This window comes from Pseudomonas atacamensis (assembly GCF_017167965.1).
GTDB lineage: Bacteria > Pseudomonadota > Gammaproteobacteria > Pseudomonadales > Pseudomonadaceae > Aquipseudomonas > Aquipseudomonas atacamensis.
Genome location: NZ_CP070503.1, coordinates 1558893 through 1583096 on the forward strand (window position 1 = coordinate 1558893; position 24204 = coordinate 1583096).

General features: G+C 59.5%; 23 protein-coding genes and 2 pseudogenes. 15 read left to right on the forward strand and 10 right to left on the reverse strand.

Features of this window, described 5'->3' with window-relative positions; translation table 11 throughout:
- Nucleotides 1-84: 84 nt before the first annotated feature.
- Nucleotides 85-945, reverse strand: coding sequence for a MurR/RpiR family transcriptional regulator (locus tag JWU58_RS07160; protein ID WP_169842436.1), 861 nt, complete (start codon nt 943-945; stop codon nt 85-87).
- Between the two features lie 226 nt (nt 946-1171).
- On the opposite strand from JWU58_RS07160, the gene zwf reads away from it, so the two are divergent.
- From zwf to JWU58_RS07180, 4 genes are all read left to right on the forward strand, one after another.
- Complete coding sequence (zwf, locus tag JWU58_RS07165; protein ID WP_016773537.1) at nt 1172-2638, forward strand: glucose-6-phosphate dehydrogenase; 1467 nt, start codon at nt 1172-1174, stop codon at nt 2636-2638.
- Nucleotides 2625-3338: a 6-phosphogluconolactonase gene (gene pgl, locus JWU58_RS07170; protein WP_024014058.1), complete on the forward strand. Its 714-nt coding sequence runs from the start codon at nt 2625-2627 to the stop codon at nt 3336-3338. Before zwf ends, pgl begins: the two co-directional genes overlap by 14 nt.
- A 17-nt stretch (nt 3339-3355) precedes the next feature.
- Nucleotides 3356-4021 carry a bifunctional 4-hydroxy-2-oxoglutarate aldolase/2-dehydro-3-deoxy-phosphogluconate aldolase gene (locus JWU58_RS07175; RefSeq protein WP_016773539.1) on the forward strand — a complete coding sequence of 222 codons (666 nt, stop codon included), beginning with the start codon at nt 3356-3358 and terminating at the stop codon, nt 4019-4021.
- Between the two features lie 171 nt (nt 4022-4192).
- Nucleotides 4193-4765, forward strand: a complete 573-nt coding sequence (locus JWU58_RS07180) for a peptidase associated/transthyretin-like domain-containing protein (RefSeq protein WP_206421679.1) — start codon at nt 4193-4195, stop codon at nt 4763-4765.
- Here the strand turns inward: JWU58_RS07180 and JWU58_RS07185 are convergent.
- Nucleotides 4762-5943, reverse strand: coding sequence for an aminotransferase class V-fold PLP-dependent enzyme (locus JWU58_RS07185; RefSeq protein ID WP_206421680.1), 1182 nt, complete (start codon nt 5941-5943; stop codon nt 4762-4764). The two genes, JWU58_RS07180 and JWU58_RS07185, sit on opposite strands and share 4 nt — an antisense overlap.
- Nucleotides 5944-5973: 30 nt before the next feature.
- Nucleotides 5974-6210, reverse strand: a complete 237-nt coding sequence (locus JWU58_RS07190; protein ID WP_003227425.1) for a DUF3820 family protein — start codon at nt 6208-6210, stop codon at nt 5974-5976.
- Between the two features lie 206 nt (nt 6211-6416).
- Here JWU58_RS07190 and JWU58_RS07195 point away from each other — a divergent pair, with 206 nt between their 5' ends.
- Entirely contained in the window at nt 6417-6884 is a 468-nt protein-coding gene (locus JWU58_RS07195; protein ID WP_016773542.1) for a ferritin-like domain-containing protein, read from the forward strand.
- 140 nt (nt 6885-7024) lie between these two features.
- Here the strand turns inward: JWU58_RS07195 and JWU58_RS07200 are convergent, their stop codons facing one another.
- Nucleotides 7025-7495: a MaoC family dehydratase gene (locus JWU58_RS07200; protein ID WP_003227420.1), complete on the reverse strand. Its 471-nt coding sequence runs from the start codon at nt 7493-7495 to the stop codon at nt 7025-7027.
- 43 nt (nt 7496-7538) lie between these two features.
- Nucleotides 7539-8483 carry an alpha/beta hydrolase gene (locus JWU58_RS07205; RefSeq protein WP_206421681.1) on the reverse strand — a complete coding sequence of 315 codons (945 nt, stop codon included), beginning with the start codon at nt 8481-8483 and terminating at the stop codon, nt 7539-7541.
- 225 nt (nt 8484-8708) lie between these two features.
- On the opposite strand from JWU58_RS07205, the gene fadD2 reads away from it, so the two are divergent.
- Nucleotides 8709-10397 carry a long-chain-fatty-acid--CoA ligase FadD2 gene (gene fadD2, locus JWU58_RS07210; RefSeq protein ID WP_024014054.1) on the forward strand — a complete coding sequence of 563 codons (1689 nt, stop codon included), beginning with the start codon at nt 8709-8711 and terminating at the stop codon, nt 10395-10397.
- Between the two features lie 347 nt (nt 10398-10744).
- The gene (gene fadD1, locus JWU58_RS07215; RefSeq protein ID WP_024014053.1) at nt 10745-12442 is read left to right on the forward strand and encodes a long-chain-fatty-acid--CoA ligase FadD1; all 1698 of its coding nucleotides are present in this window, start codon (nt 10745-10747) and stop codon (nt 12440-12442) included.
- Nucleotides 12443-12602: 160 nt separating this feature from the next.
- Here the strand turns inward: fadD1 and JWU58_RS07220 are convergent, their stop codons facing one another.
- Entirely contained in the window at nt 12603-12980 is a 378-nt protein-coding gene (locus JWU58_RS07220; RefSeq protein ID WP_016775519.1) for a hypothetical protein, read from the reverse strand.
- Between the two features lie 194 nt (nt 12981-13174).
- On the opposite strand from JWU58_RS07220, the gene JWU58_RS07225 reads away from it, so the two are divergent.
- The 3 genes from JWU58_RS07225 (at nt 13175) to def (ending at nt 15022) form a co-directional block, all read left to right on the forward strand.
- The gene (locus JWU58_RS07225) at nt 13175-13366 is read left to right on the forward strand and encodes a CsbD family protein (protein ID WP_024014052.1); all 192 of its coding nucleotides are present in this window, start codon (nt 13175-13177) and stop codon (nt 13364-13366) included.
- A 163-nt stretch (nt 13367-13529) separates the two neighbouring features.
- Nucleotides 13530-14486 (forward strand): YihY/virulence factor BrkB family protein, encoded by a 957-nt coding sequence (locus tag JWU58_RS07230; protein WP_041479188.1) that lies wholly within the window; start codon nt 13530-13532, stop codon nt 14484-14486.
- A complete protein-coding gene (def, locus tag JWU58_RS07235) occupies nt 14483-15022 on the forward strand; it encodes a peptide deformylase (protein WP_123443669.1) in 540 nt (179 codons plus the stop codon). The genes JWU58_RS07230 and def overlap by 4 nt, the downstream gene beginning before the upstream one ends.
- Nucleotides 15023-15137: 115 nt before the next feature.
- On the opposite strand, the gene JWU58_RS07240 is transcribed toward def, so the two are convergent.
- Nucleotides 15138-15560, reverse strand: a complete 423-nt coding sequence (locus JWU58_RS07240) for a GNAT family N-acetyltransferase (RefSeq protein ID WP_125917179.1) — start codon at nt 15558-15560, stop codon at nt 15138-15140.
- Nucleotides 15561-16386: 826 nt separating this feature from the next.
- Between JWU58_RS07240 and JWU58_RS27505 the strand changes: the two are divergent.
- Nucleotides 16387-17058, forward strand: a pseudogene (locus JWU58_RS27505) (PAS domain-containing protein); the annotation flags it as partial.
- Nucleotides 17059-17175: 117 nt separating this feature from the next.
- A pseudogene (locus JWU58_RS27510) lies at nt 17176-17601 on the forward strand (methyl-accepting chemotaxis protein); the annotation flags it as partial.
- Nucleotides 17602-17735: 134 nt separating this feature from the next.
- Here JWU58_RS27510 and JWU58_RS07250 read toward each other — a convergent pair.
- Together JWU58_RS07250 and JWU58_RS07255 are read right to left on the reverse strand one after the other, a co-directional pair.
- Nucleotides 17736-19160: an MFS transporter gene (locus tag JWU58_RS07250; RefSeq protein WP_206421683.1), complete on the reverse strand. Its 1425-nt coding sequence runs from the start codon at nt 19158-19160 to the stop codon at nt 17736-17738.
- 125 nt (nt 19161-19285) lie between these two features.
- Complete coding sequence (locus tag JWU58_RS07255; protein ID WP_206421684.1) at nt 19286-19726, reverse strand: PACE efflux transporter; 441 nt, start codon at nt 19724-19726, stop codon at nt 19286-19288.
- A gap of 122 nt (nt 19727-19848) precedes the next feature.
- Here JWU58_RS07255 and JWU58_RS07260 point away from each other — a divergent pair, with 122 nt between their 5' ends.
- The gene (locus tag JWU58_RS07260) at nt 19849-20721 is read left to right on the forward strand and encodes a LysR family transcriptional regulator (protein ID WP_206421685.1); all 873 of its coding nucleotides are present in this window, start codon (nt 19849-19851) and stop codon (nt 20719-20721) included.
- A gap of 139 nt (nt 20722-20860) precedes the next feature.
- On the opposite strand, the gene gntR is transcribed toward JWU58_RS07260, so the two are convergent.
- The gene (gene gntR / locus JWU58_RS07265; protein WP_024014046.1) at nt 20861-21892 is read right to left on the reverse strand and encodes an HTH-type transcriptional regulator GntR; all 1032 of its coding nucleotides are present in this window, start codon (nt 21890-21892) and stop codon (nt 20861-20863) included.
- Between the two features lie 216 nt (nt 21893-22108).
- Between gntR and JWU58_RS07270 the strand changes: the two genes are divergently transcribed.
- Both JWU58_RS07270 and JWU58_RS07275 read left to right on the forward strand, forming a co-directional pair.
- Complete coding sequence (locus JWU58_RS07270; RefSeq protein ID WP_016773550.1) at nt 22109-22642, forward strand: gluconokinase; 534 nt, start codon at nt 22109-22111, stop codon at nt 22640-22642.
- 82 nt (nt 22643-22724) lie between these two features.
- A complete protein-coding gene (locus tag JWU58_RS07275; RefSeq protein ID WP_016773551.1) occupies nt 22725-24077 on the forward strand; it encodes a GntP family permease in 1353 nt (450 codons plus the stop codon).
- Nucleotides 24078-24204: the final 127 nt, after the last annotated feature.

The window sequence follows — 24204 nt, forward strand, 5'->3', positions numbered from 1 at the left end:
CTCTGCGCCCCTTTCGGAGCCGGAACGCGGAGCGTCCCTTGAGGCATTCCCACGCAGAGCGTGGGAACGATCAGCCTTCAGAGATCAATTGAACTCGTCACCCACCGGATACCGGCTGGCATTCAAGCTCTCTTTGATCTTGCGCAGATGCGGCTGGAAATCCACGCCACGGCGCAAGGTCATCCCCGTCGCCAGCACATCCAGCACGGTCAACTGGATGATCCGCGACGTCATCGGCATATAAATGTCGGTGTCTTCCGGCAACGGAATATTCAGGCTCAAGGTACTCGCCTTGGCCAGCGGCGAATTCTCCGCCGTCAAACCCAACACCGAAGCACCGTTCTCCCGGGCAATCCGCGCCACTTCCACCAGCTCACGGGTACGCCCGGTGTAGGAAATGATCACGAACAGCTCACCGGTGTGCGCCACCGAAGCAATCATCCGCTGCATCAGCACATCGGCGTGCGCGGTAACCGCTAGGTTGAAGCGGAAGAACTTGTGCTGCGCATCCAGTGCAACCGGGGCCGAGGCGCCGAGGCCGAAGAAATGGATCTGTCGGGCCTGGATCAACAGGTCGACGGCGCGGCTGATCAGATTCGGGTCGAGCGCCTGGCAAGCACTGTCCAGGGAGGCGATGGCGCTGCCGAAAATCTTCTGCGTGTACGCCTCGGGATTGTCGTCAGCCTCGACCGCGCGGCTGACATACGCCGCGCCACTGGCCAGGCTCTGCGCCAATTGCAGCTTGAGCTCGGGATAGCCGCTGACACCGAACGAGCGGCAGAAGCGGTTGACCGTCGGTTCGCTCACCGAGGCGGCCTGGGCGAGGGCGGCGATGCTGAAGCGGGTGGCCTGCTGCGGGTTGAGCAGGATCACCTCGGCGACCTTACGTTCGGCCTTGTTCAGCTCTTCAAGGCGACTCTGGATCTGTTCCAGTAAATTTCGCACGCGGTCCATATGGAATTCCTGATTCACCGACGCAGAGTTGCGTCGGGCTATGCAAATTGGGCCTTTGATATGGCCCGTGACGGTGGCCTATCCTACTGATGCGTCCGGGCGACCACCACTCGGATTGAGTATTCTGCGAAAATGTTGTGGTTATTACTACATTTTCCCTTGAGTGATGCCTTGAAAAAAGGTATTTGTAGCTTAACTTGATAAAAGAACAAACATCATGCCTTCCATTACGGTTGAACCGTGCACCTTTGCCTTGTTCGGCGCGCTTGGCGATCTGGCCCTGCGCAAGCTGTTTCCTGCCCTGTATCACCTAGACGGTGCCGACCTGCTGCACGAGGACACGCGCATCATCGCGCTGGCCCGTGAGCCCGGCAGCGAGCAGCAGCACATGGCGTTCATCGCCGCCGAATTGCGCCGTTACGTCGGTAAAGAGCTGAACGAAACCGTAGCCGAGCGCTTTCTCGCGCGCCTGACCTACCTGCATGTCGACTTCCTCAAGGCTGAGGATTACGTGGCGCTGGCGGAACTGGCCGGCAGCAGCCAGCGCATGATTGCCTACTTCGCTACTCCGGCGGCGGTGTACGGCGCGATCTGCGAGAACCTCGAGAAAGTCGGTCTGGCCGAAAACACCCGTGTAGTGCTGGAAAAACCGATCGGCTCTGACCTGGAGTCCTCGCGCAAGGTCAACGATGCCGTCGCGCAGTTTTTCCCGGAAGACCGCACCTACCGCATCGACCACTATCTGGGCAAAGAGACCGTTCAAAACCTGATCGCCCTGCGCTTCGCCAACAGCCTGTTCGAAACCCAGTGGAACCAGAATTACATCTCCCACGTGGAAATCACCGTGGCCGAAAAGGTCGGCATCGAAGGCCGTTGGGGCTATTTCGACAAAGCCGGCCAGCTGCGCGACATGATCCAGAATCACCTGTTGCAGCTGCTCTGCCTGATTGCCATGGATCCGCCGGCCGACCTGTCCGCCGACAGCATCCGTGACGAGAAAGTGAAAGTGCTCAAGGCGCTGGCGCCGATCAGCCCGGAAGGCCTGACCACACAAGTGGTGCGCGGTCAGTACATCGCCGGCCACAGCGAGGGGAAATCCGTTCCGGGTTACCTCGAAGAACCGAATTCCAACACCCAGAGCGACACCGAAACCTTCGTCGCCCTGCGTGCCGACATCCGCAACTGGCGCTGGGCCGGCGTGCCGTTCTACCTGCGTACTGGCAAGCGCATGCCGCAGAAGCTGTCGCAGATCGTCATCCACTTCAAGGAACCGTCGCACTACATTTTCGCCCCGGAGCAGCGTCTGCAGATCAGCAACAAACTGATCATCCGCCTGCAACCGGACGAAGGCATTTCCTTGCGCGTGATGACCAAAGAGCAGGGCCTGGACAAGGGCATGCAACTGCGCAGCGGGCCGCTGCAACTGAATTTCTCCGACACCTGGCGTAGCGCGCGGATCCCCGATGCCTATGAGCGGTTGTTGCTGGAAGTGATGAACGGCAATCAGAACCTGTTTGTCCGTAAAGATGAAATCGAAGCCGCGTGGAAGTGGTGTGACCAGCTGATCGCCGGGTGGAAGAAATCCGGTGACGCGCCCAAGCCGTATGCGGCCGGGTCGTGGGGGCCGATGAGCTCCATTGCTTTGATCACGCGGGACGGGAGGTCGTGGTATGGCGATATCTGATGTGCAACTGCCGACGGGCGTGACTGCCCGCGAATTCAACAGCCCGGTGCTGCTCGCCGAAGGTCTGGCGCTGAACGTTGCCAAGCAACTGAGCGACGCCATTGCTGCACGCGGCAACGCGGTGCTGGTGGTGTCCGGCGGGCGCAGCCCGGTAGCGTTCTTCCAGCACCTGGCCAAGCAGGAGCTGGACTGGTCGAAGGTCGTTGTGACCCTGGCCGACGAGCGTTGGGTGCCGGTCGAACACGCCGACAGCAATGCCGGCCTGCTCAAGCAGTATCTGCTCAAAGGCCCGGCAGCCAAGGCACAGTTCCTCAGCCTCTACAGCGCGGCGGCCAACGTCGAGCAGGCTGCGGAACAGGCCGATCGTCTGCTCGGCGAACTGCCGCCGATCGACGTGCTGGTATTGGGCATGGGCGATGACGGTCACACCGCGTCGCTGTTCCCCGACAGCCCGAACCTCGCCGAAGCCCTGCAAGCCGATGGCACGCGCCGTTGCTGGCCGATGCTGGCGCCCAGCGTGCCACGTCAGCGCCTGACCATGAGCCGCGCGCTGCTGGCCTCGGCCCGGCACAAGATTCTGTCGATTTCCGGTCAATCGAAACTGACCACCCTGAATGCCGCGCTGGCATCCGATGACGTTGCGGCCATGCCGGTGCGCGCGTTTCTGCAACCTACGTTAGAGATTTACTGGTGCCCATGAGCCAAGGAACAGCCGCTATGACAACCCCATCCCCGACCGTTTCCATGGCGGACAAAGTTGCCCTGATCGACAGTCTCTGCGCCAAGGCGCGGATCCTGCCAGTGATCACCATCGCCCGCGAACAGGACGTGCTGCCACTGGCCGACGCCCTCGCTGCCGGTGGCCTGACTGCGCTGGAAGTGACCCTGCGTTCGCAGTTCGGCCTCAAGGCCATTCAGATCCTGCGCGAACAGCGCCCGGAACTGATGACCGGTGCCGGCACCGTGCTCGACCGCAACATGCTCGCAGCGGCGGAAGCGGCCGGCTCACAATTCATCGTCACCCCGGGCATCACTCGTGACCTGCTCGAAGCCAGCGTCGACAGCCCGATTCCGCTGTTGCCGGGCATCAGCAACGCCTCGGGGATCATGGAAGGCTACGGTCTGGGCTATCGCCGCTTCAAGCTGTTCCCGGCGGAAGTCAGCGGTGGCGTGGCGGCAATCAAGGCGCTCGGCGGCCCGTTCGGCGAAGTGAAATTCTGCCCGACGGGCGGCGTCGGCCCGGCCAATATCAAGAGCTACATGGCGCTGAAAAACGTCATGTGCGTGGGCGGTAGCTGGATGCTTGATCCGGAGTGGATCAAGAACGGCGACTGGGCCCGCATTCAGGAATGCACCGCCGAGGCCCTGGCGCTGCTGGACTGATCTTTACCCCTACACCTCGTTGTGTGCTTTACAGCTTTATGGTGCGCTTGGTCGGCGCACCTTTTTTTTGCGCTGAAAAAACTGCCGGTACATGCCGCGATACATAGTTACTGCACGCTGGCTTTTTCACGGGGTTAATCTGCGTCCATCTTATGGAAGAGAGAACGCCTCATGGACGACCGTCAGTCTCTGACCCTTACACCACAATCCCGTTATCAACCGCAGCAACTTCCCCTCGGCCGCCCCGCAGCCGATTCCCAAGGGCGCAATATCAGCCAGGGTGTCCAAGGCCTGCCGCTGATCCTGCGTCTGTCGCTGGTCGATGCGATGACCAGCGAGCCAGTCATCGGCGCGCTGGTGCGCATTCAACAGCGTGTCGATGGCGACACCAGCCTTGGCGGCAGTCAATCGACTGATAGCCATGGCATCGTCCGTTTCACCAGTGTCTATCCGGATCGACCTGCGCACGGCGCTGCTTGCCTGAAGCTGAACGTATTCATTCCCGGCGACGAAGTAGGAGCGCAAGCTCACCACGAGGCCTGGGCCGGCACCTTGCACCTCCCAGGCCGCTGCGGCTGTGAAGCTGCCGCCGAGGACGCCTTGCAGTTGGTATTGCAGCCGATCGCCGGCGCCGATCTTGAAGACGGCGCCTTCGCCAGCCAGATCCTCGGCATCGACACCTTCGCCGTGTCGGCGCAGTTGGGTCTTGAAGGCTACGAAAAGAACTCCGGTGTGCCGTTCTAGCGCAGCTGGTTCAATGCGTGGACCAACTGCTCCATCTCGCCAGCCGTGGTGGTCAGCCCGGGGGTGATGCGAATGCACGGCCCGCACGCGGCGCCGGAGCGCACCACGGTGAACAGGTTGAATTCGTTGAGCAGACGCTCGGCCATGGCCTGTTGACCGGTATGCCGGGTGAAGCGCAGCGCGGTGATCCCGCAATACAGTTGCGGGTCGTCAGGCGTCAGCACTTCGATGCCCGGCAGGTGTCGCACGGCGCTGACCCACAGGTTGCGCAGGTAATTCAGGCGAGGGCTTTTGGCTGCGGCGCCGCCGAGCGCGTCGTGCTCTTCGAACACCAGCGGCAAAGTCATCAGCGCCGGGATGTTCGGCGTGCTGTACGAGGTGCGCGCGCGGATATCGGTAATCGGGTAATGCATCTCGCCCATGTCCGGATCGATATCAGCCAGACGCTGCGGGGCGATATAGATGAAGCCAAGGGTCAGCGGTGCGCCGATCCATTTGTGCAGGTTGTAACCGGCGAAAGCGATGCCCAACGCTTGCAGGTCAAATTCAATCTGGCCGAGGGCGTGGGCACCGTCGAGGATGATGTCGACGCCGTGCTCTTTGGCCAGTGCGGCGATGGCTTGCACCGGCATGACCAGACCGGTGCGATGGGTAACATGGGTCAGCGCCATCAGTTTGAGTTTCGGGTGGCGGGTGAAAGCTTCGCGGTAGCTTTCCAGCAGGCTGTCGAAACTGGCGGGATGGTGGTGGGTGATCTCGATGACCTCAACGCCACGCTGTTTCGCCAGCCAGCGCATGGCGCCCTTGACCGTGTCGTACTCGAGGTCACAGATCAGCACCTGATCGCCCGGTTGCAGGCGATTGTAATTGCGGATCAGCGATTGCAGGCCTTCAGTGGCGTTGCGTGTCAGGGCTACGCTTTGCGCGCGCACGCCAATCAGTTCGGCCAGTTGCGCGCGGATTTCAAGGTTGTCGTGCTGTTCAAAGCGCTGGCGCGCATAAATCGAGTTGCTGGCGTTGATCAGCTCGATATTGCGCTGGTACTCCTCGATCACCGTGCGCGACATGCGCCCGAAGTAACCGTTTTCCAGATTGACCGGGCCGGGCTGCACATCGTATCGGTCGGCGAATGTCTGCCAGAAGGCTTCGTCACGGGCGCGGCGGGTGTTGTCAGGCATGGTCGGCAAGGCTCAAGAGGGATGGGCGCGTCAGTGGCGCGGGGCGGGTTTGCCGTGTTTGGCGCGCAGCGGTTCGAGCAGGTCGGACAGGCCGTTGTGGTCGATCTCCTGCATCAACGCCAACAGGCCACCGAGTTCACCGTGGGGAAAGCCTTCACGGGCGAACCAGTTCAGATAGGGGCCAGGCAAGTCGGCAATGATCCGCCCTTTGTATTTGCCGAAGGGCATCTCGCGGGTGATCAGCAGTTCGAGTTTTTCCGGATTCATCAGCACGCTTCATCGATTCACATGACAGCCTGGAAAATACAGGCATTCTGCATGCAGGCCAAATGACAGATCATGCAAAAAACCAGCATACAGATGGTTCAATCTTTCTTAAGTCACTGAAAACAAAGATATTTTTACCTTAGGTGAAGCTGGCACGCACACTGCAATATCCCTTGCATCTTCAACCCATCGCAAGGAATTGAAAAATGACCGACATGAATAAAGAAGCCATTTCTGTACTCAACGACCTGATTGAAACCTGCAAGGACGGTCAGGAAGGGTTCAAGACTTGCGCCGAAGACATCAAGCACCCAGAACTGAAAACCCTGTTCGTGCAGCGCTCCGCCGATTGCGCCACCGCAGCAGCCGAGCTGCAGGCTCAGGTACGTTCGCTGGGCGGTGATCCGGAAACTTCGACCAGTGTTGCCGGTGATCTGCACCGTCGCTGGGTCGACGTCAAATCCATGTTCACCGGTAAAGACGAAGAGGCTGTGCTGAACGAAGCCGAGCGCGGTGAAGACCATGCGCTGAAGGCTTATCGTGAAGCGATCGAGAAGATCAACAAGCACAATCTGGTGGGCATCAAGGATCTGGTTGAGCGTCAGTACCACGGCGTACAACGTAACCACGACCAAGTGAAGGCCCTGCGTAACCAGGCTCGTGCGAACTCGTAAGAGTTAGTCGGCTGAAAAAAAACGCCAGCTTGTCTGGCGTTTTTTGTGCGCGTCTGGAAAGCAAAGATCGCAGCCTGCGGCAGCTCCTACAGGGGAATGAATTCCAAAGTAGGAGCTGCCGCAGGCTGCGATCTTTTCGATCAACCGATACTGATCGCCGGCAAAGTCGGCAACGTCACCGTCTGCTGTTTACGCGGCGCGAGAATCTCCGCCTCGCCATCCACCACCAATTCATCACGCTGATTGAATACGCGAGTAGCAATGCGCACGCGGAATTTCGGCAGTTTCTCCAGAATCTCCAGGCGCACCGTCAGCGTGTCGCCGATCTTCACCGGCTTCTGAAAGCTCATCTGCTGACCGATATAAATAGTGCCCGGCCCTGGTAATTCGCAGGCAACGGCGGCGCTGATCAGCGCACCGCTGAACATGCCGTGGGCGATGCGCTCCTTGAACATGCTGGCGGCGGCAAACTCGGCGTCCAGGTGCACCGGGTTGTGGTCGCCCGACATCGCGGCGAACAGCTGAATGTCGCGCTCTTCGACAGTCTTGCTGTAGCTGGCGGTCTGGCCGACTTCAAGGGCTTCGTAAGGGATGTTGGTAACCTGGGTCATCGGTTTCGATTCCTGTGACGGATTTCAGTCAATCCACAAAAAATTATTCGCTGCGCTGTGGGCGCCGGTGGCTCAGGGCCTGGTCGATCCAGGCGAGCACATCGGTGGTCACTTCGTCGCGATTGCTTTCATTGAACAATTCGTGCCGGGCCTGCGGGTAGATCTTCAGTTGCAGATGCTGGCTGCCGGCCCTGCGCAAGGCATTGGCCAGATCTGTCAGACGCTTGCCCTCGCTCACCGGATCACATTCGCCGCCAATCACCAGCAACGGCAGGCCCGGATCGATCTGCGCGAGATTGGACGCTTTGCTGATTTGCTGCAAGCCGCCGAGCAGGTCGATCCACAGCTGATTGGTGCAGCGAAAGCCGCACAACGGGTCGGCGGCGTACTTGTCGACTTCGGCCGGATCGCGGCTCAGCCAGTCGAAACGGGTGCGCACCGGTTTGAATTTATTGTTGAACGAGCCGAACGACAGCCACTCGATCAACGCACTGCGGCCCTTGCCGCCCTGGCGCAGTTTTTCCAGCCGGGCGATCTGCCGCGCGACGCGATAGAGGGCCACCGGCTGGAAATTCGAGCCGCTGAGAATCGCCCCGTGCAGACTGGCGCTGTGGTGCAACAAATAGCCTTGGGCGATGTAGCTGCCCATGCTGTGGCCGAGCAGGATGATCGGCACGCCGGGATGTTGCTGGCCGATGTGCTGATTGAGGCTGGCCAGATCGCCGACGACCTTGCACCAACCGTCGTCATCGGCGAAATGGCCGAGGGTGCCGTTGTCGGCGGTGCGGCCATGGCCGCGCAGATCCGGGGCGTAGACGCCATAGTCTTTGTCGCAAAACGTGTCAGCGAGCCGCGCGTAGCGAGCGCTGTGTTCGGCCATGCCATGGGCCAGCAGAATCACCGCTTTCAATGGCGTGGCCGGCAGCCAGCGGTTGACGTACAGGCGGCTGCGGTCACTCGCGTCCAGCCAGAAGGTGTCGTGGGTCATGGCGATTCCTTTGCTCAGCATCGCCACAGTGTATAGCGCGTCTGATCAGCTCACGCCACGGCAGGAAGATTCACGGGATCAATGAGGGCTTGCGTCATATTTGCCTCAATGGCCATAGCTGCTAGTGTCCGTGAAGCTCCGCTTTGTGCTTTTCGCCTTCCATGGACGAAGCAGAAACGACAGAAAGCGGCTCCCGGATCGGCTCAGGTAAAGAGGACAAGAACAATGCAACCTGATTTCTGGAATGACAAACGCCCGGCCGGCGTACCGCTGGACATCGACATGGGCGAGTTCAAGTCGGTCATTGAAGTGTTTGAGCGTTCCTGCAAGAAATTCGCTGACCGCCCGGCGTTCAGCAGCATGGGCATCACCCTGACCTACGCTGAACTCGAGCGCCAGAGCGCGGCGTTCGCCGGTTATCTGCAGGCCCATACCGATCTGGTGCCGGGGGATCGCATTGCGGTGCAGATGCCCAACGTTCTGCATTATCCGATTGCCGTGTTCGGCGCCCTGCGCGCCGGGCTGATCGTGGTCAACACCAACCCGCTGTACACGCCACGGGAAATGCGCCACCAGTTCAAGGATTCCGGCGCGCGCGCGTTGGTCTACCTGAATCTGTTCGGGCAGAAAGTCCAGGAAGTGCTGCCCGACACCGACATCCAATATTTGATCGAAGCGAAGATGGGCGACCTGATGCCCACCGCCAAAGGCTGGCTGGTCAACACCGTGGTCAGCAAAGTGAAGAAACTGGTTCCCGAGTATTCGCTGCCGCAAGCGACCTCGTTCAAAAGCGCGCTGCGCATGGGCCGCGGCCTGGGCATCAAGCCACTGAACGTCGGCCTCGATGATATCGCCGTGCTGCAATACACCGGCGGCACCACCGGCCTGGCCAAGGGCGCGATGCTCACCCACGGCAATCTGGTGGCGAACATGCAGCAGGTGCGCGCCTGTCTGGCTCAGCTCGGCCCGGACGGTCAGCCGCTGTTGCGCGAAGGCCAGGAGGTGATGATCGCGCCGCTGCCGCTGTACCACATCTATGCCTTCACCGCGAATTGCATGTGCATGATGGTCTCGGGCAACCACAACGTGCTGATTTCCAATCCGCGCGACATCGCCGGCTTCATCAAGGAACTGAAGAACTGGCGCTTCTCGGCGCTGCTGGGTTTGAACACCTTGTTCGTTGCGCTGATGGATCATCCCGATTTCAAGACCCTGGATTTCTCCAGCCTGAAGCTGACCAACTCCGGCGGCACCGCGCTGGTCAAGGCCACCGCCGAGCGCTGGGAGCAGATGACCGGTTGCCGTATTACCGAAGGCTACGGCCTGACCGAAACCTCGCCAGTGGCCTGCACCAACCCCTACGGCGATCAGTCGCGCTTGGGTACGGTGGGCCTGCCGGTGCCGGGCACGCTGGTGAAAATCATCAACGATGACGGCGTCGAACAGCCGCTGGGCGAGCGCGGCGAGCTGTGCATCAAAGGCCCGCAGATCATGAAGGGCTACTGGAACAAACCCGAAGCCACCGCCGAAGTGCTGGATGCCGAGGGTTGGTTCAAGTCCGGTGATATCGCCGTGATCGACCCGGACGGTTTTGTGCGCATCGTCGATCGCAAGAAGGACATGATCATCGTCTCCGGCTTCAACGTTTATCCCAACGAAATCGAAGACGTGGTCATGGCCCACCCGAAAGTCGCCAACTGCGCGGTCATCGGCGTGCCGGACGAACGTTCGGGAGAGGCGGTGAAGCTGTTTGTGGTGGCGCGGGAGAGCGGGGTCAGCCTGGAAGAGCTGAAGGCGTACTGCAAAGAGAATTTCACGGCCTACAAGGTGCCGAAACACATCGTGCTGCGTGAGTCGTTGCCGATGACGCCTGTAGGGAAAATTCTGCGGCGCGAGTTGCGGGATATCGCCTAGGTCTGAACCGCAGCGCTTGTGACATTCGCGAGCAGGCTCGCTCCCACAGGTATCGATGGTTTCTGTGGGAGCGAGCCTGCTCGCGAATCTTTTGTGCCCGCTGAATTCGGGGGTTTTGGGGAGTTATAGGATTTTTGCTCTAAAATGACCGCTGGCAAGTCTTGAGTCATCAATATGACTGTAGGGGCCTCTTTTGGCTCTGGTCGACCCTTGGCAAAGCTGCTACTCTCGGCGCGCTTTGTGACTTCTCGGCCTGTAAAACGCCGGATTCACCAATACAAAACACACACCAATAATAATCGCATCAAATGCGGTGAAGAATTCGCGTTGCTGAGGAGTGGGCTTCCATGATCGAAGACTTTTGGAAGGATAAGTACCCGGCTGGAATCGCAGCCGAGATCAATCCAGACGAGTATCCGAACATTCAGGCAGTGTTGAAGCAATCCTGCCAACGCTTCGCCAACAAACCGGCTTTCAGCAACCTCGGCAAGACAATCACCTACGGTGAGCTGTACGAGCTGTCCGGGGCCTTTGCCGCGTATCTGCAACAGCATACCGACTTGCAGCCCGGTGATCGAATCGCCGTGCAACTGCCCAACGTCCTCCAGTACCCGGTCGCGGTCTTCGGTGCCATTCGCGCCGGGCTGATCGTGGTCAACACCAACCCGCTGTACACCGCGCGGGAAATGGAACACCAATTCAACGACTCCGGCGCCAAAGCCCTGGTGTGCCTGGCGAACATGGCGCACCTGGCCGAAGCCGTGGTGCCGAAGACCGGCGTCAAGCACGTCATCGTCACCGAAGTCGCCGACCTGCTGCCGCCGATCAAGCGCCTGCTGATCAACAGCGTCATCAAGTACGTGAAGAAAATGGTCCCGGCCTATCACTTGCCCAAAGCCATCAAATTCAACGACGTCCTGAGCAAGGGCCACGGCCAGCCAGTGGCCGAAGCCAACCCGGACAGCGGCGATGTCGCGGTGCTGCAATACACGGGCGGTACCACCGGCGTGGCCAAGGGCGCGATGCTGACGCACCGCAACCTGGTCGCCAACATGCTGCAATGCAAGGCGCTGATGGGCTCCAACCTCAACGAAGGCTGCGAGATCCTGATCACGCCGCTGCCGCTGTATCACATCTATGCGTTCACCTTTCATTGCATGGCGATGATGCTGATCGGCAACCACAACATCCTGATCAGCAACCCGCGCGACCTGCCGGCGATGGTCAAGGAACTGTCGAAGTGGAAGTTCAGCGGTTTTGTCGGTCTGAACACGCTGTTCGTGGCGCTGTGCAACAACGAAGGTTTCCGCAAGCTGGATTTCTCCGCGCTGAAAGTCACTCTGTCCGGCGGCATGGCCCTGCAACTGGCCGCAGCCGAGCGCTGGAAAGCCGTGACCGGTTGCGCCATCTGCGAAGGCTACGGCATGACCGAAACCAGCCCGGTGGCCACGGTCAACCCGATCCAGCACATCCAGATCGGCACCATTGGCATTCCGGTACCGTCGACCCTGTGCAAAGTCATCGACGATGCCGGTGTCGAGCAGCCGCTGGGCGAAATCGGCGAGTTGTGCGTCAAAGGCCCGCAAGTGATGAAGGGTTACTGGCAGCGTCAGGAAGCCACCGATGAAATGCTCGACAGCGACGGCTGGCTGAAAACCGGTGACATCGCGCTGATCCAGCCGGACGGCTACATGCGCATCGTCGATCGCAAGAAAGACATGATTCTGGTGTCTGGCTTCAACGTCTATCCGAACGAACTGGAAGACGTGCTGGCGACTTTGCCGGGCGTGTTGCAGTGTGCGGCGATCGGCGTGCCGGACGAGAAGTCGGGTGAGGCGATCAAGATTTTCATCGTCGCCAAACCGGGAGTGACCCTGACCAAAGAACAGGTCATGGACCACATGCGCGCCAACGTTACCGGCTACAAAGTGCCGCGTTCGGTGGAATTCCGCGATGCGCTGCCGACCACCAACGTCGGCAAGATCCTGCGCCGCGAATTGCGGGATGAAGAACTGAAGAAGATCAAGGCCAAGTCTGCCGCGTAATAAAAAGCCCCGCGGATGCGGGGCTTTTTGTTGGTGAACTGATCGTTCCCACGCTCCGCGTGGGAATGCCGCCCCGCACGCTCCGCGTCCAGCACTGCAGGGACGCAGAGCGTCCCGAGATGCATTCCCACGCAGAGCGTGGGAACGATCAAGTGCAATCCTACTGACGAAACGGCGCAAAATTCACATTGGTTCCGGCCGGTCGCATGTCCTGCAGATACGAATCCTTGTCCGCACTCAATTCCAGACTCAGCGCCGCCTTGCGTTTGCCTTCGTTGCGAATCACCAGGCCTTCGAGCTTTTCGCGCAGGAACACCGTCGGCACTTTCAGGTGCAGCAATTCATCGGTGGCCGGGGTGTGCAGCAGCAAGTGAATCCACTCGTACTGACCGATGGCCAAGCGCGACACCGGCAGGTCGAACCACCAGATATTGCGGTTACGGTTCAGTTCGGCGAAGTGGCAGTTGTTGGTGCCGAGCACGGCGCCGCCCAGTTCCTGGTTGCGACGGGCGATGGCCTGGGTTTTATTGAGCTTCATGACATTCCTGCGAATCGGTGTGCCGGGCTCAGCGCCCGTAGGCTGAGCATTCTCGGGGCAACGCCGGCAAACATAAAGCGCAACCTGCATGCCACGACGAAATGCCAGCAAAATAAATGAAACTCGGCGCAAAGCGCACCGGTCAATCGTTACGTAATGACTTTTCTTCCCTTTATGCTTCACGGAGAAACACCATGAGTAGCACAGGCGATAAAGTAAAAGGCATGGCCAACGAAGCCGTCGGTAACGTCAAACAAGGCGTCGGCAAAGCTACTGACAACGACAAGATGCGTGCGGAAGGCAAGGTTCAAGAGAAAAAAGGTGAAGCCCAGCAAGCGGTCGGCAACGCCAAGGACGCTGTGAAAAAGGGCGTCGACAAGGCGTAATCGAGCCTTGAACGAATCACACGAGCGGCCATCCAAGGATGGCCGTTTTTGTATCAGAACCCTGCGGTCATCCGCCAAAGGATCGCCAAGTAGGCTACCTTGAGGTAAAAAACGGCCCCTGAGTCGCCACGACTTCAACCTTTTGCGGCGCAAGGAGACGCGAATGATATTCCCGGACATGAAAGGTCTGCCCCTGCACCGGGTGATGGTGCGCACGGTCACTGAGTTCGTCGATGACGAAATGTCGACCTACGCCTCGGCACTGGCCTACCAGATGCTGTTCTCGCTCTTCCCGTTCATTCTTTTCCTGATCGCCCTGATCGGTTTCCTGCACCTGCCGGATTTCTTCTCTTGGCTGCGTCTGCAATCCGAGCTGGTGCTGCCGCCGCAGGCGCTGGAGCAGGTCAATCCGGTGATCGATCAGTTGCAGCAATCCAAGGGTGGCCTGCTGTCCATCGGTATCGTCATCGCCCTGTACACCGCGTCCGCCGGCGTGCGCCTGATGATGAGCGCGATGAACGCCGCTTATGACGTGGTCGAAGGCCGGCCGATCTGGAAGCGTTTCCCTTTGTCGATCGTCTACACCGTCGGCATCGCCGGCATGCTGCTGATCGCCGCCGCGCTGATGGTGCTCGGGCCGCAGGTGATGGGCTGGATTGCCGCACAAGTGGGGCTGGAATACTTCATCGTCACGGTGTGGACGATTGCCCGCTGGCCGGTGATCGTGATTCTGATGATGGTCGCGGTGGCGCTGATCTATTACGTAATGCCCGACGTCAAACAGGAATTCCGTTTCATCACCCCAGGCTCGGTGCTGGCTGTAGTGGTGTGGATCCTCGCCTCGTTGGGGTTTGCCTTCTACGTGAAAACCTTCGCCAACTACAACGCGATGTATGGCAGCATCGGGGCGATCATCGTGCTCTTGCTGTATTTCTACATTTCCTCCGCAGTCCTGTTGCTTGGCGCGGAGATGAACGCGGTGATTGAGCACATGTCCGCCGAAGGCAAGGAAAAGGGCGAAAAAGCCCCTGGCGAGCCTGACGAATCCCCCAAACAACACGTCTCGGGCCTGGGCCGCGATCATTCGCTCAAGCCGGACACTGACGAAGCGCGACCATGATTCGTGAAATTCTGAAAATGGGTGATGAGCGCCTGCTGCGCATCGCCGCGCCGGTACCACCGGAAATGTTCAACAGCGCCGAGCTCTGGCAATTGATCGACGACATGTTCCAGACCATGGAAAGCGTCGGCGGCGTTGGCCTCGCGGCGCCGCAGATCGGCGTCGACCTGCAACTGGTGATCTTCGGCTTCGAACACAGCGAGCGTTACCCGGATGCTGAAGCAGTGCCGCAGACGATCCTGATCAATCCGCTGATCACGCCGTTGAATCCGCTGATGGAAGAGGGCTTCGAAGGCTGTCTTTCGGTGCCGGGGCTGCGCGGCGCGGTGGATCGTTATCAGCAGATTCGCTACGAAGGCTTTGATCCCAAGGGCGAGCCGATCGTGCGCGTGGCCTCGGGGTTTCATGCACGGGTGGTGCAGCATGAATGCGATCACCTGATCGGCCGGCTGTATCCGTCGAGAATTACCGATTTCAGCAAGTTCGGTTTTACCGAAGTGCTGTTTCCGGACCTTGATCCCATGGCTGACGACTGATTGTCAGAACACCATCAACCCCTGTGGGAGCGAGCCTGCTCGCGAACGCGGAGTATCAGAACCAACTTCGGCGCTGACACACCGCATTCGCGAGCAGGCTCGCTCCCACAAGGGTTCAGCGTAAATCTGCGGGATTGAGTTCCATCGCAATCATCGGCTTGCTCCGCGCATACCGGCTCAACCGCTCGGCCATCGCCTGCGGCAGCGGCGGATCGAAGCTGAACCCGCGTCGCTCATAAAAACCGCGCAAATCAGGATGGCAAAACAGCCACACCGGCTCCTCCACCTTAGCAACCGCCGCCGCGATCAGTTGCGCAGCAATTCCCTGCTTGCGACACCCCGGATCAACAAACACCCCCGTCAGCCAATGCCCGCCCGCTACCGGCCGCAGGCACAGCGCCGCAACGATCTCGCCGCGCCGCGCTACCCACAACTGTGCCTCGCGCACGGCTTTCATCGACGACTGGTGGCTGCGGTAGAACTTGTTCATCAGCGGCCACAACGATTCGTCGAGCTGGCTGTAGTGGATATCGGACATGGTTCGGGCTGTCGCTGCGAAAAGCGCCGATTATAAAAGAACGCGCGCCTCGGGATAGGTGTATACCTGAACTCACACCCCTGTGAGTGGAGTACCGATCATGTCCAAAGGTATGGATTCAAAGAAAGCCGCGAAGAAGAAGCCGGCCAAAACTGCGATTGAAAAACGTGCCGAGAAGAAAGCCAAGAAGGTCGACATCTTCGGCCATTAAGCAATCTCTACGGGAGCCCGTTTCGCGGGCTTCCGCTTCGCTGGCGAAAACGCCCGTTTTCACCACACTGTCTCCCGCGCTGAACCGTTTCTTGTGCAAAAAATGCCAGATACTGGCCGACTAGTGGCCTTGCGCCCGGCGTCGGGATGGCTATGCTTTGCAGGTAACTAACCATGTCGACCGTCATGCCAACAGGGCGGCGGTACCAGGTTGGTCCGTGATTCATGCTGCCAGAGTGCGCAATCCAAGGCACCGACACTGAACCAACAAGGAGCGTCATCTAAATGGAAGTTCTTCTACACGTTAGGGCTGGCCCGCTTGCGGGCTATCAAGAAAAGGATGTCTTGATCAGAGCGTCGCTGCAGGGACCCTCCGATTGATCATCATTTATCACCTGACAACTTCCTCCCGTGGAGGAAGGCGTGTGCCTGTTCTGTGGAACGTAGTGATGGATCTTGCAAGACCTGAACTTTCATCAAATCAAAAGAACGCGCGGAAGGTGATACAACCATGTTCAACCTACATCACAAGGCTGACCTGCGGGAAATCGAGCGTTTCAGCTGTGCGCTGACCGAGGCCAACGCGAAAATAGAGGCAATCAGCCGCTCGATGGCGATGATCGAGTTTACCCCGGACGGCATCGTTCTCGACGCCAACGAGAACTTCTGCAAGACCATGGGCTACAGCGCCGAAGAAGTGCGCGGCAAACACCATCGGATCTTCTGTGAAGAAAGCTTCTACCGCAGCGAGGACTACGCGAAGTTGTGGCGTGACCTGGCCCGTGGTGAACCGCTCAGCGGCACTTTTCTGCGCCTGAACAAGAGCGGCCGGGAGATCTGGCTTGAAGCCAGTTACATGCCGGTGTTCGGGCCCGACAAACAGGTCAGAAGTGTGATCAAGGTCGCGGCGGACATCACCGCGCGCATCAACAAAGAACATGAAGAAGAAGCCATGCTGGCGGCGATCGGTCGTTCGATGGCGGTGATCGAGTTCACTCCCGAAGGCAATGTCATCCGCGCCAACGACAACTTTCTGCAGACCATGCAGTACGCGCACCCTGAAATTGTCGGCCAGCACCACAGCCTGTTCTGTCACCGCGCCGAAGCCGAATCCGCGCAGTACAAGGCGTTCTGGGCTTCGCTCAATCGCGGCGAATATCACTCGCACCGTTTCGAGCGCAAGAACAAGTCCGGGCAGATGGTTTATCTGGAAGCCTCGTACAACCCGCTGTTCGACGCCAAGGGCCGCTTGTACAAAGTGGTCAAGTTCGCCAGCGACATCACCAAGCAGATGACCACCCTGCAGAACGCTGCGGAATCGGCCCACAGCACCTCGGTACAAAACGACGCCTGCGCGCAAAAAGGCTCACAAGTCGTGCAGCAGACCGTGCAGATCATTCAGGACATTTCCCGCGATCTGAACGAAGCGGCGGTGAGCATCGATGCGGTCAGCAAACAGTCGGACATCATCGGCACCATCGTCCAGACCATTCGCGGCATTGCCGATCAGACCAACCTGCTGGCACTCAATGCCGCGATCGAAGCGGCGCGTGCCGGTGAGCATGGACGCGGTTTTGCCGTCGTCGCCGATGAGGTGCGCAGCCTCGCCGCGCGGACCAGTCAGGCCACTCTGGAAATTGTCGACGTGGTGCGCAAGAACCACGACCTGTCGCTGAGCGCAGTGTCGAGCATGCAGTCGAGCCTGAGCCGCACCGGGCTGGGCGTGGAGCTGGCGAACGAGGCGGGCGAGGTGATCCTCGAGATTCAGCAGGGCTCGCGGCATGTGGTGGATGCGATCAGTCAGTTCAATGAAACCCTGCAATTGAACTGAGCTGTTCAACGTCACCAATAGCCAATGTGGGAGCGAGCCTGCTCGCGAAAGCGTTATGTCAGCCAGCACATGTCTTTCTGATACGACGCCTTCGCGAGCAGGCTCGCTCCCACAGTTGAGTCCTGCGTTGGCCTTCAACGATGAGCAATATTCTCCAGCGCCAGATTACGCGTACGCGGGCCGAACCAGCCGATGGTCAGCATCACGATCAGCATGCTGCTGACGATAAACGCCAGTACCCCCGGCGTGCCGAAATTATCCAGGAACATGCCGATCAGCAGACTGCTGAACACCGTCGACAAGCGACTGAACGAATAGCAGAACCCGACCGCGCGGGCGCGGATGTTGGTCGGGAACAGTTCGCTCTGATAGGAGTGATAACTGAAGCTCAGCCAGGCGTTGCAGAAGGTGATCATTACCCCGCAGAAGATCAGCCCGAACGCGCTGCTCTGCAGGGCGAACAGGGTGCCGAAGGTCATCGCGCCGAGGGCCGAGCCGACGATCTGCCATTTGTTTTCGAAACGGTTGGCGAACTTCACGAACAGCAACGGCCCGAGCGGGTAGGCGAGGGTGATGATGAAGGCGTACATCAAACTGTGGGTGACGCTCACGCCTTGCCCCGAAAGCAGCGCCGGCAACCAGTTGCCGAAACCGAAGAAACCGATCGCCTGAAAGATATGAAAAACGATCAGCATCAACGCGCGACGGCGGTACGGCGGCTGCCAGATATCGGCGAAACGGCCCTTGCCTTCGACATCGACTGACACTGGTTCCGGCGCATCCAGCGCTTTGCCGTAATCCTTGGCGCAGCGCGCTTCGAGATGGTCGAGGATCCGGTTGGCCTCATCAAAGCGACCATGCTGCGCAAGCCAGCGCGGCGATTCCGGCAGACGCTTGCGCAGCCACCAGATAAACAGCGCAAACACCGCGCTGGCCAACACTACCCAACGCCAGCCGGAAATGCCGAACGGCGCTTGCGGCACCAGCCACCACGACATCAAGGCCACCGCCGGCACCGAGAGGAACTGCACGAAAAACGCAAAGGCGAACGCCGAGCTGCGCATGCGTTTAGGGACCAGTTCCGAGAGGTAGGCATCAATCGTCACCAATTCGATACCCAAGCCGATGCCGACCAGAAAACGCATGCCGATGATGCCCAGCGCCGTGGTCTGAATCCCCATCAGCACTGTCGCCACCGTGTACCAGATCAGCGCGAAGGTGAAGATCGCCCGGCGACCGAAACGATCCGCCAGCGGACTGAGCAGGCTGGCGCCGAGGAACAGGCCGAGGAACGTCGCCGAGGCAAACGCCGCCTGATCGGAGAAACCGAACACGCCTTGCTTGCCCGTGGCGAACAAGCCGTCGCGAATCAGCCCAGGACTGATGTAGGCGGTCTGGAACAGATCGTAGAGTTCGAAAAAACCGCCGATCGACAGCAGCGCCACCAGACGCCAGATGGTAGCAACGGCGGGCAGCCGATCAATGCGGGCGGAGATTTCGGCGGCGCGTACCGGGTCGATGCCATCACTGGGCGCGGCGGCGGGAGTGTGAGCAGTCATAAGCTGATCCATTTTTTATTGATGGAAAAGCTTAGCCTGCTATCGGTGTTGGCGGATTGTGAATGTCGGCGGTTTAACAGGTTGAACCGCTGATTTCTCGCAATATCTGCTTACGAATTAGTGATTTATGTCGCAGCGGCAGAATCCGGCAGCGCCGAGTTCGGCAGGCCGAAGATCCGGTCGAACAGCCAGTTGAACACGAAGGTGTAGCACGGGATGAAAATGATCAGTGCCAGATCCAGCAGGAACGCCTGCACCAGACTGATGTTCATCCACCACGCGATCAACGGAATCAGAAACACGATCAGCGTCAGTTGAAAGCCGACGGCGTGGGCGATACGTCGTTTGACCGTACGGGTGCGCGAGACCTGGCGACTTTCCCAGCGCTCGAACAACGAGGTGTAAATGAAATTCCAGGTCACGGCGATGCTGGTGATGATCACCGCCAGCGGCCCGGTGCTGCCCGGCGATGTGCCCGATAACAGTGCCAGACCAAGTGCCGAGAAGGTCATGCCGATCACTTCGTAGAGCGACACGTAGACCAGTTTGCGTTTCACGCCTTGCATGCAGATTTGCCTCTTTCTTGCCGAATGTTGGCCAGCAGGGCTGGCGAAGGCGGCGAAAGATAGCTTCAATAGACCTGACAGAAAAAGTCGGTAGCTTTCAGTTTTATTGATAGGTCAGGCATTTGAATTTCAGCAGCGACAGCATCGAACTATTTCTCGCGGTGATCGAACGCGGCTCGTTTTCCGCTGCGGCGCGGCAGTTGGGCAAGGTGCCCTCCGCGGTGAGCATGGGCATTGCCAATCTTGAAGCGGAACTCGGTTACCCGTTGTTCGACCGCAGTCATCGCGAGCCGCAACCCACGGCGATGGCGCAGTCGTTGGTGCCCCACGCGCGACTGATCGCCGAGCAGCTCAAGCAGCTGCAAGTGCACGCGGTGGAGCTGTCGTTGGGACTGGAAAGCAGGTTGTCGATCGGCGTGGTTGCGGACGTTGATCGGCGGCGCTTGCTGGCAGCGATCAAGGTGATTGCCGAGCGGCATCCGTTGCTCGACATCGAAGTGCTGACTGCGCCGCAGGATGATGTGCTGGCGATGTTGCACAGTGGCCGGGTCAGCGTGTGCCTGGCGTTCGCCGGTTTGAGCGTGAATGCGCTGGAGCGGTTTCAGTTTGTCGGCAGCGAACGCATGATCGCCACGCTGGCGGCGGACAGCCCGTTGTTGCAGGGGCGGGATGTGTTTCTTGAAGATCTGGTGCAGGTGCGGCAGATCATCGTCGCCAGCCGTGACTTGCCGATCAGCGAAACGCGGCCATTGGTGGCTGAGTCTTACTGGCGTACGGACAATCTTGAGACGGCAATGGAAATGGTCGAAGCGGGGTTGGGCTGGGGTAATTTTCCGCTGTCGGTGGTGCAGCCGTGGCTGGAGGCGGGACGCTTGAAGCGGCTGGATTTTCGCAACATCGAAAATGGCCTGGTGCTGCCGGTGCACGCGGTGTGGCTCAAGAGCCAGCCCTTGCAGAAGGGCGCGCAGGCCCTGGTTGACCTGCTCAGCCATTGAATTTGATAGAGATCCCCTGTGGGAGCGAGCCTGCTCGCGAAGGCGTCGTGTCAGCTGCATCAATGCTGACTGACCCACCGCTTTCGCGAGCAGGCTCGCTCCCACAAGGGTTGTGTTGCAACTCAGCATTTGTGAAGGGTCAGGTACTCTCGCGCACCTTCAGCTCAAACCCCATATCCTCCACCGGCCGCGCCACTTTGTTGCCCGCCATCAACGTCAGCATCTGCTCTGCCGCGCGCCGGCCGATCGCCTCGCGCGGGGTGTTGATGCTGCTCAGGCGCGGCACCATGTGTTCGGACATCGGCAAATCGTTGAAACCGAGGATCGCCACCTGCTCGGGAATCTTGATGCCGTTACGCAACGCTTCCAGCAGCGCGCCTTGGGCCAGGTCATCGTTGCCGAAGAAAATCGCATCGACGTCTGGATGCGCCGCCAGCAATTGCAGGAACAACTCGCCACCCAAGCCCACCGACGAAGCACGCGGTGTCAGCACTTCCAGATCCGGGTCGTAACGGCCTGCCTTCTGCAACGCCTTGCGGAAACCCTCACCGCGCAGCAATGTGCGCTGATCCAGCTGCGCACCAATGTATGCCAGACGTTTACGCCCACGAGATAGAAGGTGTTCGGCGGCAGTTTCACCCGCGCTCAATTGTGAAAAACCCACGCAATTGACCCCGGCAGCACTGTCCAGCTCCATCATGTACACGCAAGGAATGTTGCTGGCCTCGATCATCCGCCGCGAACTTTCCGTGCGATCAAACCCGGTCAGCAAAAAGCCGCGCGGCTGATAAGCCATGTAGTTGCGCAGCAGATTTTCTTCTTCATCGCGCGAGTAGTGGAAGTTGCCGATCAGCACTTCGAAGCCCTTGGGCGTCAGCACCCGATGAATGGCTTCCAGGGTGTCGATGAACAGCAGGTTGGACAGCGACGGCACGAGTACCACTACCGAATGGCTCTGCGCCGAGGCCAGTGCGCGGGCGGCGGGGTTGACCACGTAGTTGAGTTCGAGCGCGGCTTTCTGCACTTTTTCCACCAGTTCGGTGGCTACCGTGCTCACCCCGCGCAAGGCGCGCGAGGCAGTGATCGGGCTGACGCCGGCCAGGCGGGCTACTTCGTTGAGGGTCGGACGGCCGGTGGTGCGGGTATTTTTATCGTTCTTGGGGGAGGTCATCGGGCGGCTTGCCAAACAAAAATCAAGGCACTAAGGTAGCGCTGTCCTGATGCAGCTGCAAATGCGTGAGCGCGGTCCTGCCTGATCAGTGCTCTTTGGCGTCAGGAACAAACCTGCTGCAACCCAAAAAAACGACAAGAAGGCGTCGGCAACTTCTGCCTGTGCACTAGAGTCATAGCTAGCAAAGGTAGCGCTGTCTGCGCGCTGAGGTGTTATATGAGTCATCCCATCACCGCCCTGGTCATCATGGGCGTTGCCGGTTGCGGCAAGACGTGCGTCAGCCAGGCCCTGTGCCAATTGAGCGGCGCCACTGCCATTGAAGGCGATACTTTTCATCCGGCCGCGAACATCGAAAAGATGAGCGCGGGGATCCCCCTGAACGACGAAGACCGCGCTGGCTGGCTCGACAGCCTGTGCGATGAACTGCGTCGCGTCGATGCCCAAGGCCAGCGCCCGGTGTTGACCTGCTCCGCCCTTAAACACAGTTACCGCGAACGTCTGCGCAGTGCCTTGCCGGGCCTCGGTTTCGTGTTTCTTGAATTGACCCCGGAAGTCGCCGCCGAGCGTGTATCGCACCGCCCGGGCCACTTCATGCCGGCGACGTTGATCGAAAGCCAGTTCGCCACCCTCGAATCGCCCAAGGGCGAGCCGCTGACTCTGCCGCTCAATGCCTCGATTCACAGCGTCGAAGAGCTGGCCCTGCAGGCTCACGTCTGGTGGCAGGCCAACGGTCTGAAACAGGCGGTATGAGTATGTTGAAAAAGACAGCGCTGTCCTCCCGACTTCTGTTCAACCCGCTTTAATAACAACAACAATCCAGGAGACACCCCCCATGTTTGGCATGTCCCACGAGACGTTCCTGCTGCTCGATGCGGTGGTCACGGTAATCGGCCTGATTATCCTGATCACCAAATTCAAGATTCACCCGTTCATTGCCCTGACCATCGCCGCCGCCTTCCTTGGCCTGACCTCGGGCATGCCGATCAACACCATCATCAAGGCGTTCCAGGACGGCTTCGGTGGCGTGCTCGGTTTTGTCGGCATCATCCTTGCCCTGGGCACCATGCTCGGCAAAATGATGGCCGAATCCGGCGGCGCCGATCAGATCGCCCAGACCCTGATCCGCGCCTTCGGCAAGGACAAAGTCCAGTGGGCAATGATGTTCGCCGCGTTCTTGGTGGGCATTCCGCTGTTCTTCGAAATCGGCTTCGTGCTGCTGATTCCGCTGGTGTTCATCGTTGCCCGTCGTACCGGTGTGTCGATCATCAAGATCGGTATCCCGCTGCTCGCCGGCCTCTCTGCGGTGCACGGTCTGGTACCGCCGCACCCGGGTCCGCTGCTGGCCATCGGCGTATTCGGCGCTGACATCGGCAAGACCATTCTGTACGGTCTGATTGTTGCACTGCCGACCGCCATCATTGCCGGTCCGATCTTCGGTACCTTCATCGCCAAGCACATTCCGGGTCACCCGAATCAGGAACTGGTCGATCAACTGGCCCGGGAAAACGATTCGGCCAACCTGCCAAGCTTCAGCATTACTCTGGTCACCGTGCTGCTGCCGGTGTTCCTGATGCTGCTGAAAACCTTCGCTGACGTGGCGCTGCCGGACGGCAACTTCTTCCGCATCTGGATGGACATGATCGGCCACCCGATCTCCGCACTGCTGCTGGCGTTGCTGTTGTCGCTGTACACCTTCGGCTACAAGCAGGGCATCGGTTCCAACCAGATGCTCAAATGGCTCGACGCAAGCCTGGCGCCTACCGCTGCGATCATTCTGATCATCGGTGCCGGCGGTGGCTTCAAGCAGATGCTGGTGACCAGCGGCGTGGGTGACGTGATCGGCCACATGGCGGTCAGCGCGCAGATCTCGCCGATCCTGCTGGCCTGGCTGGTGGCGGCGGTAATCCGTATCGCGACCGGTTCGGCCACTGTGGCAACCATCACTGGCGCCGGTATTGTGGTGCCGGTTGTCGGCATGATTCCGGGCGTCAACCGTGAGCTGCTGGTGCTGGCAACCGGCGCCGGTTCGCTGATCCTGTCCCACGTCAACGACGCCGGTTTCTGGCTGGTCAAGCAGTACTTCAACATGACCGTGGCCGAAACCTTCAAGACCTGGACCGCGATGGAAACCATCCTCTCGGTGGTCGGCCTGGGCTTTATCCTGCTGTTGTCGCTGTTCGTATAAGCGGCAGTTTGCAGGCACAAAAAAACCGCAGTGATGCGGTTTTTTTGCGGGTGAAATTTCAGGGTCTTACACCTTGATCGTTCCCACGCTCCGCGTGGGAATGTAGCCCGGGACGCTCCGCGTCCCA